Consider the following 14,228-nt stretch of genomic DNA (forward strand, 5'->3'; position numbering starts at 1 on the left):
CAGATAAAAATACCATATAAATGGTAAAATGACCCATATTTGATCTGCACCCAAAAAATTAGACTAAATCAGCAACTAACTAAGATGCAGATTTTTTATAGCCAAATACAACACTCTTTTCAAACAACAAGTCATCGAATTTTATATTCAAAATGGTAAAAATCATTCACTCATCCGTAAACATTTTCAACTTGACAGCAGAACATTGCGAGATTAGATTAACCAGTTTAATCATAGTAGAATCAATGGGTTAGCTGTGCTGGGTAAGAAGCGAAATTACTCACTTAAATTTAAACTTAACGTGATACAAACGGTTAAAAATGGGCAATTTTTTGTAGAAACTTCCTGTTTATACTTTGGTATTGCTGATCAGCTTGTTATTATCCGATGGTTACAAGTCTTTGAAAAAAGCATAAATGGCTTAATACCCAAACATGGAGGTTTCTTAAGCATGGAACCTAAATACCTTAAAATTGCCATCCAAACCGAACCACTGAAGATGAACGTTTGAAATATTGGATTTTGGAGCTGGAAGCAAAGAATGTCATTCTAAAAAAGATGAAAGGCATCTTTGGATGATGTATTACGGTGAACTATTTGAGACGTTTGAAGAAATGAAAAAACGCTCCATAAGTATATTCATTATTACGCCATGAGCTCATTCAGGGGATACTAAAAGGACTGAGCTATGTGAATGATAGAACTCAGTCCTTGAATTAAATAAGTCTAACTTCTTATGGAAGATCAAAGATACGGGGCATTATTGTTTATACTTTTAGTTCTTCAATTTTTCTCACATTTTCGATAGCTTGATCAGCCTCAATGCGTTGTATAAAAGCTGAAAGTTGAGTTAAGTGGCTGAAATCTATGCCTACTGCTCGACACCAATTTAGCATAATGTAAAGATACGCATCGGCAACTGAAATCGATTCGCCAAAATAGATATGGCTTTCTAAATGTTCATTTGCGACTGCAAGTTGATCTAAAATTTGCTCTACTGATAGCTGGCGAATAGTGTGTGAGAGTGTTTCGTTATCTTTCGCATAGTTTGGTAAACGGAATAGAGGCACAAAAGATTTATGAATATCCGCATTAAAAAATGCTAACCAGCGAGCGGCTTTGGCTTTATCACGTACCGTTTTGCTACCGAATAATTTTGAATTCGGATAAAGTTCATCTAAATAGTGCAAAATTGCTTGATTTTGCGATAGAACTAAATCGCCATCAACTAATACGGGTACTGCCCCGCGTGGATTCAATGATAAAAATTCAGGTGATTTAATTAACTCACGCGTGACAGCTTCAAATTCATAATCCGCATTTTCACGTATTTTTACCCACTCTAATGCCACATGTGGAACAAATGAGCACGCACCAATTAAACCATATAATTTCATAAAATACTCCTGTTGGTTTATGATCTATTGATGGAATTATACTGTTTTATACGAGGAATATCTAATTTATTGAAATTGCTTCTTACTATTGTTTTAATCGTAAAGTGAACTAATAATTTAGTTACTTTGATATATTTTTTAGAGTAATGTCCTAGATATTGATGTCAATTGAAAGATCGATTTTTATGATTTAAGCACGAAAAATAAGGATTGAGGGAGTATAATAATTACATATTTATGAGTATTTGGAATATTTGCTAATTATTTTTGAATTTATAAGATGATAGTATACGGAATATTAATGGAGTTCATGATATATAGGTGATACCTTTAGAAGACAGAACGTTAGGATACTAAAAAACCTTGGGACATCCCAAGGTTTTTTAGATTATCATTAAATATAATGAATTATGCACCCAAACGCTCTTTAATACGAGCTGATTTACCTGAACGTTCACGTAAGTAGTAAAGTTTAGCTTTACGTACCGCACCTTTACGTTTAACTGCGATAGAGTCTACAGCTGGAGAGTGAGTTTGGAATACACGCTCAACGCCTACGCCGTTAGATACTTTACGCAAAGTAAATGCTGAGTGCAAGCCACGGTTACGAATTGCAATAACCACGCCTTCGAATGCTTGCAAACGACGTTTGCTACCTTCAACTACCCATACTTTAACTTCTAAAGTATCACCTGGGCGGAAGCTAGGTACATTTTGTTTTAATTGTTCTTGTTCAAGTTGTTTGATAATGTTAGACATTGTTTGATCCTTTATTGATCCTAGATGTAACTGAAACTAACTGCTATGCTCGGCTTGCACCTTTTTTAACAGTTTACGTTGTTCGTCAGTCAGAGCTAGGCTTTCTAAGAGCTCAGGGCGTCGGAGCCACGTTCTTTGTAGCGATTGTTTTAATCGCCATTTCCGAATTTCTTCGTGATGTCCCGACATCAGCACGGACGGTACAGTTAATCCTTCTAACACTTCTGGTCTAGTGTAATGTGGGCAATCTAATAAACCATCTGCAAAAGAATCTTCTTCTGCGGAGGCTTGCTTGCCTAATACACCGGGAATAAAACGTGCAACAGCATCAATTAATGTCATTGCCGGCAATTCCCCACCGGTTAGAACGTAATCGCCAATTGACCATTCTTCATCGATTTCAGTTTGAATCAATCGCTCATCAATACCTTCGTAACGTCCACATACCAAAATCAATTTCTGATTTTGAGCAAGCTCGGTTACGCCGCCTTGATCGAGTTTACGTCCTTGTGGCGAAAGGTAAATCACCTTTGCGCTTTCTCCTGCCGCTGCTTTCGCAGCATGAATCGCATCCCGTAAAGGTTGCACCATCATCAGCATTCCCGGACCACCACCATAAGGACGGTCATCCACGGTTTTATGCTTGTCGAATGTAAAATCTCTAGGATTCCAACATTCTACTTGCAGAAGATTATGTTTTACGGCTCTGCCTGTAACCCCAAATTCCGTAATCGCTTTAAACATTTCGGGGAATAATGAAATCACCCCTATCCACATAAAAAGCCTACTACATTACGTTTGTGCATACTTGAGATTAGAAACCAGCGTCCCAATCCACTTCAATTGTTTTCGTGGTGAGATCGACTCTTTTAACTACTTGTTCATACAAGAACGGAATTAACCGCTCTTGTTTTCCAAAAGCATCTTTGGTATTGGCTTTAACCACTAACACATCATTAGAACCGGTTTCCATCATCTCTGTTACCGTTCCCATTGTATAACCTTCTAAGTTTATGACTGAACAACCGATTAAATCGTGCCAGTAATAATCGCCCTCTTCCAGTTTTGGGAATACAGATAAATCCACACCAATTTCAATATTCGCTAAAATTTGTGCGGCTTCACGATCATCAACGCCTTTTAATTTAACGATGATTTCGTGATTATGATAACGCCAGTTTTCTAATTCGATGGGTTGCCATTCGCCTTTAATTTTTAAAAACCAAGGTTGATAATTAAAAATGCTTTCCGCTTGTTCTGTTGATGAATAAATACGTAACCACCCACGAATACCGTAGGTTGAGCCTAATTTGCCCACAACTTCAATATGTTGTTGTCCCATATTTTTCACCTATCTTAGCTTAAGAACTAAATCAAAAAGCAAAATTATGCTGCTTTTTGAGCTTCTTTTACCAAAGTTGCAACACGATCAGAAAGTGAAGCACCTTGAGCAACCCAGTGATTTACACGCTCAAGATTAATGCGAAGACGTTCTGCGTTACCCTGTGCGATTGGGTTGAAGAAACCTACACGCTCAATGAAGCGACCGTCACGAGGTGAACGGCTGTCAGCTACTACGATTTGATAAAATGGGCGTTTTTTAGCTCCGCCACGAGATAAACGAATGGTTACCATAACCTTCCTCTAAATGTTTAATTACTAAAAGAATATTCTCAAATTCGAAAGTTATTTAAGAATATAGCTTACTTTTTTCTCTGTATATATAGACAAAAAGCCTGCGAATTTTATACTTTTCAAGCAAAATTGCAAGTTTTGTGTGCATAAAAGTAGGTTATATTCCTCTTAATTATCATTCACAATTTATTTTGTTTTGCGATATAATACGAGGCGCTCAGCTGTTTTAGGTTAAATTTACGCGTATAGCGGTATTTTACATTAATAAAATATCAGTTAAATGAGGTTTATTATGAAAATTGGTTTTCATTCTGTGTTAATTGGATTGGCATCATTTATTGGTGTTCAACAAGGTGTAATAGCTAGTCCATCTTCTCATCAATCAATATCTACTGAATCTGCTGAGGCTTTGAAGCAACAATTTTCAATAGCTTTAGCTAAACAAGACAAACAACAAATTACAAATTTACAAAAAAAACTTACCGCACTTTTTTCTTTACCTCCCCAATTTCTTGATAATCAGATCCAAATAAGCGAAAAAATCCTCACTCGCATTTTTAAAACAGATAAAAATCTCACTCCTAAATTTCTTGATTACTTATATTTTGAGCCGATAAATACTGGCGATGCTAATTTAATTCAGGAAATGAAGAAAAACTTATTGGTATCTTTTTTAGCAAATGAGCAGGCAAAAATTTATATTCGTCAAACAGATAATTCGGAGCAATTTGTTCAGGCTTTAATGGAGCGGGGAGCGAAAGCAGATCAAATTATATTATTGTCTTTGAATGCCAAAGATATATTTCAAAAAATGATTGAACAAATGCGTCAAGATTTTCCTAATCAAACTATTTTTCCGATTACTGAAAATCGTGTAAGTTTGATTACTCCTTCTTCTGAAATTAAGCCTCGCCTTGCTTTAGCAAATATGATGTTCAATCTCCAATTTAAAGGTGTGGAAGTTGATGATTTTTCGTATCTAGATCAACCTCGAGAAAATTTACAGCACAATAATGATGCAATTCGTTACAAAACCTTTCAAGCAATGCTAGAAGGTTTAAATTAATCCCTTATCAACAGGAGTTTTTATGCTTTTATCCAAAAAATCAGCCACCTTTGCACTCAGTGCATTCGCGATGCTTTTCACTAGTGCAGCTCTTGCCAAAGAAGCACCACAAGCTCACAAAGCTGTGGAATTAAGTATTTTGCACATTAATGATCACCATTCTTATTTAGAACCACACGAAACACGGATTAATTTAAATGGTCAGCAAACCAAAGTGGATATTGGTGGTTTTTCTGCTGTCAATGCAAAACTTAACGAATTGCGTAAAAAATACAAAAATCCATTAGTACTGCATGCAGGCGATGCCATTACTGGTACACTTTACTTTACGCTGTTTGGCGGTTCTGCAGATGCTGCAGTGATGAATGCAGGTAATTTCCATTATTTTACTTTGGGTAATCATGAATTTGACGCGGGTAATGAAGGGTTATTAAAACTGCTTGAGCCATTAAAAATCCCTGTGCTTTCAGCTAATGTGATTCCTGATAAAAGTTCAATTTTGTATAACAAATGGAAACCTTACGATATTTTCACGGTGGATGGAGAAAAAATTGCCATTATTGGTTTAGATACCGTGAATAAAACCGTGAATTCCTCTTCTCCTGGTAAGGATGTGAAGTTCTATGATGAAATTGCTACCGCACAAATTATGGCAAATGCTTTAAAACAACAAGGCATTAATAAAATCATTTTACTTTCACACGCTGGAAGTGAAAAAAATATCGAAATTGCTCAAAAAGTGAATGATATTGATGTGATCGTTACTGGCGATTCACATTATTTATACGGAAATGATGAATTACGTGGTTTAAAATTGCCAGTAATCTATGAATATCCCCTTGAATTTAAAAATCCAAATGGCGAACCGGTATTTGTAATGGAAGGCTGGGCTTATTCTGCTGTTGTGGGTGATTTAGGTGTTAAATTCAGTCCTCAAGGTATTGCGTCTATTACTCGTAAAATTCCTCACGTGTTAATGAGTTCTCATAAACTTCAAGTGAAAAATTCGGAAGGTAAATGGGCTGAATTAGCTGGCGATGAACGTAAAAAAGCACTTGATACTTTAAAATCAATGAAAAGTATTTCACTTGATGATCACGATGCAAAAACCGATAAGCTTATTGCTAAATATAAAAGTGAAAAAGATCACTTAGCACAAGAAATTGTGGGCGTCATCACTGGTTCTGCAATGCCAGGTGGTTCAGCAAACCGTATCCCAAATAAAGCAGGCTCTAATCCTGAAGGTTCTATTGCGACACGCTTTATTGCAGAAACAATGTATAACGAACTCAAAACAGTGGATTTAACCATTCAAAATGCAGGTGGTGTGCGTGCAGATATTTTACCAGGCAATGTGACTTTTAATGATGCTTATACTTTCTTGCCTTTCGGAAATACCTTATATACCTACAAAATGGAAGGTTCGTTAGTGAAACAAGTGCTTGAAGATGCGATGCAATTTGCTTTAGTTGATGGCTCTACAGGCGCATTCCCTTATGGTGCGGGTATTCGCTATGAAGCGAATGAAACACCAAATGCGGAAGGTAAACGTTTAGTGAGTGTTGAAGTCTTGAATAAACAAACCCAACAATGGGAACCGATTGATGATAACAAACGTTATCTTGTCGGAACAAATGCTTATGTTGCAGGCGGTAAAGACGGTTACAAAACCTTTGGTAAATTATTTAATGATCCAAAATATGAGGGCGTTGATACCTACTTACCTGATGCAGAAAGTTTCATAAAATTTATGAAAAAACACCCGCACTTTGAGGCTTATACTTCATCAAATGTGAAGTTTAATGCTTCAACTGATGCGTTACCTAAAAAATAAAATTGAAAAATAGGCTAAAAATAGCGCGTACTTAATGCGCTATTTTTGTTATTAGTCTGAGGCTTGAAGACTTCATAGATGATTGAGAATTTTAACTATTCCATATTTAGATGATTTCTCGTAGAAAATAAATTCCCTATAAAGGTTGAAAAATAGGGTAATTTATTGCGATAATCTAGCCCATTTTTTGGGAGATCTTTCTATCTTCTGCATTTTTACGCAGTTTATTTTCATTAGAAATGATCGCATTTTATTTCACTTTTATTAGATAAAGAACAATGGCGGAAAAACGTAATATTTTTTTAGTAGGGCCAATGGGGGCGGGTAAAAGCACTATCGGTCGTCAATTAGCACAACAGCTTAATATGGATTTTATTGATTCCGATGCAGTGATTGAAGAACGTACGGGCGCGGATATTAGCTGGATTTTTGATTTGGAAGGCGAAGACGGCTTCCGCAAACGTGAAGAACGCATTATTAACGAACTCACACAAATGCAAGGTATCGTTCTTTCAACTGGTGGTGGCGCAGTGCTTTCTAAGGAAAGCCGTAATTATTTATCAGCACGCGGTATTGTGATTTATTTAGAAACGACGGTGGAAAAACAATTCCAACGTACTCAACGTGATAAAAAACGTCCATTGCTTCAAGATGCAGAGAATCCTCGTCAAGTATTGGAAGATTTAGCAAAGACTCGCAACCCGTTTTATGAAGAAATTGCGGACATCACGTTGCCAACCGATGAACAAAATGCCAAAGTAATGGTAAATCAAATTGTTGATTTAATTGATAATATGACTGGACTAAATGGTTCGCTTTAAACACACCTAAGGATAAATTATGTTGTGCGTCAATGTGGAATTGCAAGAGCGTCGCTATCCTATTTTAATTGGTAGTGGCTTATTGCAAGATGAACGTAGTTACCCGATTAAACCTGGGGATCGCGTGATGATTGTAACGAATCCCACGGTTGCACAGTTTTATCTTGATACAGTTATCTATGCGTTAGAAAAACGTGGTTGCGTGGTCGATCATGTTTTATTGCCAGATGGCGAAAAATACAAAACACTTGAATCTTTAAACTTAATTTTCACCGCTCTTTTGAAAAATAATCATGGACGAGATACCACGATTATTGCATTGGGAGGCGGCGTAATTGGCGATGTTGCTGGATTTGCTGCGGCAAGTTATCAGCGCGGCGTCCGTTTAATTCAAATTCCAACCACATTGCTTTCACAAGTGGATTCTTCAGTGGGCGGTAAAACGGCGGTTAATCATGAATTAGGCAAAAATATGATTGGCGCGTTCTATCAGCCATCAATGGTTATTATTGATACGCTCACGCTTAATACCCTTCCTAAACGTGAAGTAAACGCGGGGCTTGCCGAAGTTATCAAATATGGCTCCATTTTAGATTACGAATTTTTTGAATGGCTAGAACAACATATTGATGAACTTGTCGCTTTGCATCCTGAGGCACTTCAACATTGTATTTCTCGTTGTTGCCAAATTAAAGCAAATGTGGTCGCGAGAGATGAAACAGAAAAAGGCGATCGTGCATTGCTCAATCTTGGACATACTTTTGGGCATGCCATTGAAACTCATCTAGGTTATGGAAACTGGCTTCATGGAGAAGCTGTTTCAACGGGAATGATGATGGCAGCGGCACTTTCGGAAGAACTTGGAGATATTTCTATTGCAGATGTGTCTCGCCTTGAAAAATTACTTGCTCGTGCCAATTTGCCCACCGTATCACCGGATACGATGCAGCCGGAGGACTATTTACCGCATATGATGCGTGATAAAAAAGTTCTAGCGGGTAAATTGCGTCTGGTGCTACTCAAATCTCTAGGTCAAGCTTATGTGGCGAATGATACCGATCATACCCTCGTGTTAAATGCAATTCGTCGTTGTACTCAAACGGATTAAGATGTTACGTCCGAAAAAACAATCTTTAAAACCTAAGTTAAAACACCGTCCATTTTTAAAATGGGCGGGGGGAAAATTTCGCTTAACGGACGATATAAATAAAGCCTTTCCAAACAAAAAAAACTGCTTAATTGAGCCATTTGTGGGTGCTGGAGCAGTATTTCTTAATTCTAATTTTGAACGCTATATTTTGGCAGATATCAACCCAGATTTAATCAATCTATTCAATATTATTAAAGAAAATGTAGATGGTTATATTGAAGCTTGTAAACCGATTTTTTTTGCTGATGATGCCAATACACCCGATTATTACTATGCTAAACGTCGTCAATTCAATGCCTCTACGGAGCCTTTCGAACGTTCGATTATTTTTTTATATTTGAACCGTTTTGGTTTTAACGGATTATGCCGTTATAACAGCAAAAATGAATTTAATGTGCCTTTTGGGGCTTACAAAACTCATTATTTTCCAGAAGATGAATTACGTTATTTCGCTCATAAAGCGCAAAGTGCGGTGTTTTTATGTTGTGATTTTCAAAAAACTTTTGAACTGGCAGATAAAGATTCGGTGATTTATTGCGATCCGCCTTATGCTCCGCTACAACAGGATACTAATTTTACTGGTTATGCGGGCAATGAGTTTGGTCTAGCGCAACAACATGCTTTGGCAGATTTAGCGAAATCTATACAAAAAGAAAAACAAATTTCGATATTGATCTCTAATCACGATACTAAATTTACCCGTGAAATTTATAACGGTGCAAAATTTAAACGGGTAAAAGTTCAACGTTCTATTAGTCAGAATTCAGAAAAACGCGTAAAAGTGAAAGAGTTGATTGCGATATTTGGTGCCCGTAAATAATAAAAACAAACCGCACTTTTGCTAGTTATCGATTAGATTACTTTTTTTAAATCATCCAGCGTATTAAAATTCTCGAAGTTGCCTTCTTCTTTCGTAAATTTTACTGAAATCCCGTCATTTTCTTTCATAAACTGTAAAAGGCGTCGTTCACCCGATGCTAAATAGTGTCGTAATTGTTCTTTTAGTTGAACGGACATTAAACAAAAAACGGGATGTTCACGTTCCTCATCGCAAGCATAAGCAATGAAAGTGCGGTCATTTTTAACCGCACTTTGGAGTTTATCTAAAAGATTCGTAGGGAAAAAAGGCGTATCACAAGGTGTAAAAAGGATGAAGTCACTTTTTGTCTTTTCTAGGGCTGTTAGCATGCCGCTCAATGGCCCTTGAAAATCGGGTAGTTCATCGGAAAAAACAGGAAAGCCAAATTTTGCATATTCTGTTTGACTTCGGTTAGCGTTAATTGAAATATCATGAACTTGTGGCTGCAAGCGATTAATAACATGTTGAATTAAAGATTGTTTACCTAAAATCTGTAATCCTTTATCTTGCCCGCCCATTCTGCGTGCTTTGCCACCTGCCAAAATTACCGCGCTTATTGTGATTGTCATATTTTAATCTATCATTATTTCAAGTATCATTTGCCTATTTTTTACGATTAAAAAGGAAATAGCAATGAAATGTAAGCGTTTAAATGAAATTTTGGAACTTTTACAGCCTTATTGGTCTAAAGACCCAGATCTGAGCTTAATGGAAATTTTGCAAAAAATTGCCAATGAATCAGGTTTCCAAAAGCCATTACATGAATTAACTGATGAAGTGATTATTTATCAGTTAAAAATGGATGGTACAGATAAACATGAGCCAATTCCTGGTCTCAAAAAAGATTACGAAGAAGATTTTAAAACCGCATTGCTCTGTGCTCGCGGTATCATTAAATAAGAAGGAAAGCAAATGAAAAAAGTATTACTTGCGTTAGGTTTAGGTGTTAGCACGCTTATGTCTGTAAATAGTTTTGCCGCAGATTTACAAGAAGGCAAACAATATGTTCAAGTGAGCCAACAAGCTTCACAACAAAAAGAAGTGATTGAGTTTTTCTCATTCTACTGCCCGCATTGTTACGCCTTTGAAATGGAATACAAAATTCCACAACAAGTCAAAGATGCTTTACCAAAAGATGTGAAATTTAAACAATATCATGTAAATTTCTTAGGTCGTCAATCTGAAAACTTAACGCGCGCTTGGGCGTTAGCAATGGCATTAGGCGCAGAAGGTAAAGTAAAGGCACCATTATTTGAAGCGGCTCAAAAAGATGCCTTGAAATCAATGGATGATATTCGAGCTATTTTCTTATCGAATGGTGTAACCGCCGAGCAATTTGATGGTGGCATTAATAGTTTTGCAGTAAATGGTTTAGTTAATAAACAAGTAAATGCCGCAGAACGATTTAAAGTGCATGGCGTACCTGATTTTTATGTCAATGGTAAATTCCGCGTAAACCCTGAAGGGTTAAATTATGATGATTTCGTGAAAGATTATGTGCAAACCGTAAAAGGTTTATTGCAAAAATAACGAAAAATTGGTTTAATGCCTGCCCTATTTTATAAATATCAATGAAAGAAGAGAGAATATTATGGCTGCAAGTTTTAGCGTAACGCGTCGTTTTTTTGATGACAAAAACTACCCACGTGGTTTTTCCCGTCACGGTGATTACACAATCAAAGAATCACAGGTGCTTGAGCAATATGGTCAAGCGTTCAAAGCATTGGATTTAGGGGAACGTGAGCCAGCGACTAAAGAAGAAAAAGATTTCGTCGCTTTTTGCCGTGGCGAGCGTGCAGCAGAGACTTTCTTTGAAAAAACTTGGAATAAATATCGCTCTCGTATTAACACTAAAAAACGTGTTTACACCTTATCTGGTGATGTGAGTGAAGCTGCTTCTAGCGGAGATGATTATTCCGGCGAATAAGATACATTAAATGAGGCAGGCGGAAGTCTGCCTTTTGTTTTTGAATAGCTTGTGAAATATTGCGTAATTCACGGCCGATAACTTTATTCTCCTATCTTTGTATGAAAGATCCGTCTTCATACATCCTATGAATACTAATTTCTATGCAATTACCGATTTCTCAATACAACGAACTGCTGCAAAAAAAACTTGAAAAATTAACCGCACTTTTGCGTCCTTTCAATGCACCTGATATTCAAGTTTTTGACTCTCCAACAAGTCATTATCGTATGCGTGCGGAGTTTCGTATTTGGCACGAGCAAGATGATTTTTACCATATTATGTTTGATCAAGCGACCTTGCAGCGTTATCGCGTAGATGAATTTCCAATCGCTAGCACACTGATTAATCGAATGATGCAAACCTTATTACCTTTGTTAAAACAACAAGAAGTGCTACACAAAAAATTATTCCAAATTGATTATCTTAGCACCTTGAGTAATAAGATTATTGTGAGCTTGCTTTATCATAAAACACTCACTGAAGAATGGGAAAGTGCGGCTAAAAATCTGAAAGATTTACTCGAAAAGCAAGGTTTTGATGTGCAAATAATCGGGCGTGCAAGTAAACAAAAAATTTGTTTTGAGCAAGATTATGTGGATGAAGTTTTACCTGTGAATGGCAGAAATTATGTCTATCGCCAAGTCGAGAATAGTTTTACCCAGCCAAACGCAACAGTAAACTGCAAAATGCTTGAATGGGCAATTGATTGTACCCAAAATAGCGAAGGTGATTTATTAGAACTTTACTGTGGCAATGGTAATTTTTCTATCGCACTTGCACAAAATTTCCGTAAGGTATTAGCAACAGAAATCGCCAAACCTTCTGTAGCCGCCGCACAGTTTAATATCGCTGAAAATAAAGTCGATAATTTACAAATTATTCGTATGTCAGCAGAAGAATTTACGCAGGCTATGAATGAGGTTCGAGCCTTTAATCGATTGAAAGGGATTGATTTAAAATCTTATGAATGTAATACCATTTTTGTCGATCCACCTCGCGTAGGGCTTGATCCTGATACAGTGAAACTCGTACAAAATTACGATCGCATTTTGTATATTTCCTGTAATCCACATACGCTGTGCGATAATCTTATTGAACTATCAAAAACGCACCGCATTGAAAAAGCAGCGTTATTTGACCAATTCCCTTATACTGACCACATGGAAAGCGGCGTATGGCTCATTCGCAAGTAGGTATTCAACTAATTTCTGAATCTTCAGAAAAAACATTAGCAGAATTGACCGCACTTTGTGCTGAACACAACATTATTCATGATGAACAAAGCCCACTTGCACTTGTTCAAACCGATGAACGTTTAGAACTTCGTAAACTAGACGAACCTAAACTCGGGGCGGTTTATGTTGATTTTGTAGGAGGCACAATGGCTCATCGTCGTAAATTCGGTGGTGGTCGTGGTGAAGCTGTAGCGAAAGCGGTAGGCGTTAAAGGTTCGGAATTGCCAACGGTTATTGATGCCACAGCAGGTCTAGGACGTGATGCCTTTGTGCTAGCCGCAATTGGTTGCCAAGTCCGTTTAGTAGAACGTCATCCTATTGTTTTTTTACTTCTACAAGATGGTTTAAATCGTGCTTATCAAGATGAAGAAATCGGCGAGATGTTGCAACAAAATTTGTGCTTGCTGAATGTTCAGCATATTAATGAACTTGATCCTAATATCGATTATGCTGATGTGGTTTACCTCGATCCAATGTATCCGCATAAACAAAAATCTGCACTAGTAAAAAAAGAAATGCGTGTATTCCAGCATTTAGTCGGGGCTGATTTAGATGCCGATGAATTACTTTTACCTGCATTACAATTAGCTAAAAAACGTGTGGTCGTGAAGCGTCCTGACTATGCGGAATTTCTTTGTGGAAAACAACCGCACTTTAACCGTGAAACGAAAAATCATCGCTTTGATATTTATATGGGAGCATCACAATGCTAAGAGAAAGCGCGGTTGTTATTAGCTATGAAAATGGCATTGCCAAAGTGAAATGCCAATCCCAAAGTGCCTGTGGACAATGTGCGGCTAAAAACAGTTGTGGAACATCAAGTCTCTCCGAATTAAACGGTAAACGTGGCGAGCATATTTTTCATGTGGAAACATTAATGCCATTACGCGAAGGTCAAATTGTTGAAATTGGATTAGAAGAAAAGTCGATGTTGTTGTCGGCATTATTGATGTATGTTGTACCGCTTCTAACTTTACTGATTGCGACGATGTTGTCCGATTGTATCAGCGATAATGAAATCCTGCGTGCCATTTTAATCTTTGGATTAACCGCACTTTCTTTTATTTTTGTAAAATCTTACAGTAGAAAATTAGGACAACAAACAGAATTTCAGCCTGTTTTATTGCGCATATTATCTTAAGTTTTTTATTCGCTTTTTATTATTTCTGCGATCTAGATCGCAAACTATAAAGCTAGTTGAGTAATTCTCTTTCTATTCCAGCAAAATTTCTCTTTTATTCATCGGAGAAACTATGCTGAATTTATTTAAATTGCCCATTGAAAAAAGCTCTTTAGAGGTTTGGTCAAAACTCAGTGATGATGTGGCAAAAGTTGCTATTCTAGCAATGCCTGTTATACTTTATGGCGAGCAACCGCTTTTCCTAAAAGGATTAAATATTAGTTTTTTGTGCATTATTGTTTATGCTTGTCTTGTGATGGGGCGTAAATTTCGTCAATTAGTGGAGGGGAAATAATATGTGGCTTACTATAGGGCTTGGCATT

At 36.9% G+C, this 14,228-nt stretch carries 18 protein-coding genes and 1 pseudogene; 13 read left to right on the forward strand and 6 right to left on the reverse strand.

From position 1 onward, the window contains the following. Positions 1 to 97: 97 nt before the first annotated feature. Positions 98 to 561 (forward strand): annotated as a pseudogene (locus ACPT8Q_RS03885) (helix-turn-helix domain-containing protein); the annotation flags it as partial. A 206-nt stretch (positions 562 to 767) separates the two neighbouring features. On the opposite strand, the gene ACPT8Q_RS03890 reads toward ACPT8Q_RS03885, so the two are convergent. From ACPT8Q_RS03890 to rpsP, 5 genes are all read right to left on the reverse strand, one after another. Beyond that, positions 768 to 1,397 carry a glutathione S-transferase family protein gene (locus ACPT8Q_RS03890; protein WP_021035620.1) on the reverse strand — a complete coding sequence of 210 codons (630 nt, stop codon included), beginning with the start codon at positions 1,395 to 1,397 and terminating at the stop codon, positions 768 to 770. 408 nt (positions 1,398 to 1,805) lie between these two features. Then, positions 1,806 to 2,156 carry a 50S ribosomal protein L19 gene (gene rplS / locus ACPT8Q_RS03895; RefSeq protein WP_005648735.1) on the reverse strand — a complete coding sequence of 117 codons (351 nt, stop codon included), beginning with the start codon at positions 2,154 to 2,156 and terminating at the stop codon, positions 1,806 to 1,808. A 36-nt stretch (positions 2,157 to 2,192) separates the two neighbouring features. Further along, a complete protein-coding gene (trmD, locus tag ACPT8Q_RS03900; RefSeq protein WP_050948958.1) occupies positions 2,193 to 2,933 on the reverse strand; it encodes a tRNA (guanosine(37)-N1)-methyltransferase TrmD in 741 nt (246 codons plus the stop codon). A gap of 37 nt (positions 2,934 to 2,970) precedes the next feature. Next, complete coding sequence (rimM, locus tag ACPT8Q_RS03905; protein ID WP_050948959.1) at positions 2,971 to 3,498, reverse strand: ribosome maturation factor RimM; 528 nt, start codon at positions 3,496 to 3,498, stop codon at positions 2,971 to 2,973. Between the two features lie 44 nt (positions 3,499 to 3,542). Beyond that, on the reverse strand, positions 3,543 to 3,791 hold the full coding sequence (gene rpsP, locus ACPT8Q_RS03910) for a 30S ribosomal protein S16 (RefSeq protein ID WP_021035616.1): 249 nt from the start codon (positions 3,789 to 3,791) through the stop codon (positions 3,543 to 3,545). Positions 3,792 to 4,083: 292 nt separating this feature from the next. On the opposite strand from rpsP, the gene ACPT8Q_RS03915 reads away from it, so the two are divergent. The 5 genes from ACPT8Q_RS03915 to ACPT8Q_RS03935 all read left to right on the forward strand — a co-directional run bounded on the left by ACPT8Q_RS03915 (position 4,084) and on the right by ACPT8Q_RS03935 (position 9,482). Further along, positions 4,084 to 4,857 carry a hypothetical protein gene (locus tag ACPT8Q_RS03915; protein WP_042594554.1) on the forward strand — a complete coding sequence of 258 codons (774 nt, stop codon included), beginning with the start codon at positions 4,084 to 4,086 and terminating at the stop codon, positions 4,855 to 4,857. A gap of 22 nt (positions 4,858 to 4,879) precedes the next feature. After that, positions 4,880 to 6,691: an NAD nucleotidase gene (nadN, locus tag ACPT8Q_RS03920; protein WP_050948960.1), complete on the forward strand. Its 1,812-nt coding sequence runs from the start codon at positions 4,880 to 4,882 to the stop codon at positions 6,689 to 6,691. A 278-nt stretch (positions 6,692 to 6,969) separates the two neighbouring features. After that, positions 6,970 to 7,512 (forward strand): shikimate kinase AroK, encoded by a 543-nt coding sequence (gene aroK, locus ACPT8Q_RS03925; protein WP_021035613.1) that lies wholly within the window; start codon positions 6,970 to 6,972, stop codon positions 7,510 to 7,512. 19 nt (positions 7,513 to 7,531) lie between these two features. Next, the gene (aroB, locus tag ACPT8Q_RS03930; protein ID WP_050948961.1) at positions 7,532 to 8,620 is read left to right on the forward strand and encodes a 3-dehydroquinate synthase; all 1,089 of its coding nucleotides are present in this window, start codon (positions 7,532 to 7,534) and stop codon (positions 8,618 to 8,620) included. Position 8,621: 1 nt separating this feature from the next. Beyond that, positions 8,622 to 9,482: a Dam family site-specific DNA-(adenine-N6)-methyltransferase gene (locus tag ACPT8Q_RS03935; RefSeq protein WP_050847669.1), complete on the forward strand. Its 861-nt coding sequence runs from the start codon at positions 8,622 to 8,624 to the stop codon at positions 9,480 to 9,482. 32 nt (positions 9,483 to 9,514) lie between these two features. Here ACPT8Q_RS03935 and mobA read toward each other — a convergent pair whose 3' ends face one another. Beyond that, on the reverse strand, positions 9,515 to 10,090 hold the full coding sequence (mobA, locus tag ACPT8Q_RS03940; RefSeq protein ID WP_050948962.1) for a molybdenum cofactor guanylyltransferase MobA: 576 nt from the start codon (positions 10,088 to 10,090) through the stop codon (positions 9,515 to 9,517). A gap of 64 nt (positions 10,091 to 10,154) precedes the next feature. On the opposite strand from mobA, the gene ACPT8Q_RS03945 reads away from it, so the two are divergent. The 7 genes from ACPT8Q_RS03945 to ACPT8Q_RS03975 all read left to right on the forward strand — a co-directional run bounded on the left by ACPT8Q_RS03945 (position 10,155) and on the right by ACPT8Q_RS03975 (position 14,200). Beyond that, positions 10,155 to 10,421 (forward strand): YihD family protein, encoded by a 267-nt coding sequence (locus ACPT8Q_RS03945; protein WP_021035610.1) that lies wholly within the window; start codon positions 10,155 to 10,157, stop codon positions 10,419 to 10,421. A 12-nt stretch (positions 10,422 to 10,433) separates the two neighbouring features. Beyond that, positions 10,434 to 11,051: a thiol:disulfide interchange protein DsbA gene (gene dsbA, locus ACPT8Q_RS03950; RefSeq protein WP_050948963.1), complete on the forward strand. Its 618-nt coding sequence runs from the start codon at positions 10,434 to 10,436 to the stop codon at positions 11,049 to 11,051. A 61-nt stretch (positions 11,052 to 11,112) separates the two neighbouring features. Next, entirely contained in the window at positions 11,113 to 11,448 is a 336-nt protein-coding gene (locus ACPT8Q_RS03955) for a DUF413 domain-containing protein (protein ID WP_050847672.1), read from the forward strand. A 143-nt stretch (positions 11,449 to 11,591) separates the two neighbouring features. Then, complete coding sequence (gene trmA, locus ACPT8Q_RS03960) at positions 11,592 to 12,683, forward strand: tRNA (uridine(54)-C5)-methyltransferase TrmA (RefSeq protein WP_050948964.1); 1,092 nt, start codon at positions 11,592 to 11,594, stop codon at positions 12,681 to 12,683. After that, complete coding sequence (locus ACPT8Q_RS03965) at positions 12,665 to 13,438, forward strand: class I SAM-dependent methyltransferase (RefSeq protein ID WP_050948965.1); 774 nt, start codon at positions 12,665 to 12,667, stop codon at positions 13,436 to 13,438. Before trmA ends, ACPT8Q_RS03965 begins: the two co-directional genes overlap by 19 nt. Beyond that, complete coding sequence (locus ACPT8Q_RS03970) at positions 13,432 to 13,866, forward strand: SoxR reducing system RseC family protein (RefSeq protein WP_021035605.1); 435 nt, start codon at positions 13,432 to 13,434, stop codon at positions 13,864 to 13,866. Before ACPT8Q_RS03965 ends, ACPT8Q_RS03970 begins: the two co-directional genes overlap by 7 nt. A gap of 112 nt (positions 13,867 to 13,978) precedes the next feature. After that, positions 13,979 to 14,200 (forward strand): hypothetical protein, encoded by a 222-nt coding sequence (locus tag ACPT8Q_RS03975; RefSeq protein ID WP_050948966.1) that lies wholly within the window; start codon positions 13,979 to 13,981, stop codon positions 14,198 to 14,200. Positions 14,201 to 14,228: the final 28 nt, after the last annotated feature.

The organism is Haemophilus sp. HN_Hi10, from assembly GCF_049821985.1.
In the GTDB taxonomy this organism is placed as follows: Bacteria; Pseudomonadota; Gammaproteobacteria; order Enterobacterales; family Pasteurellaceae; genus Haemophilus; species Haemophilus influenzae_D.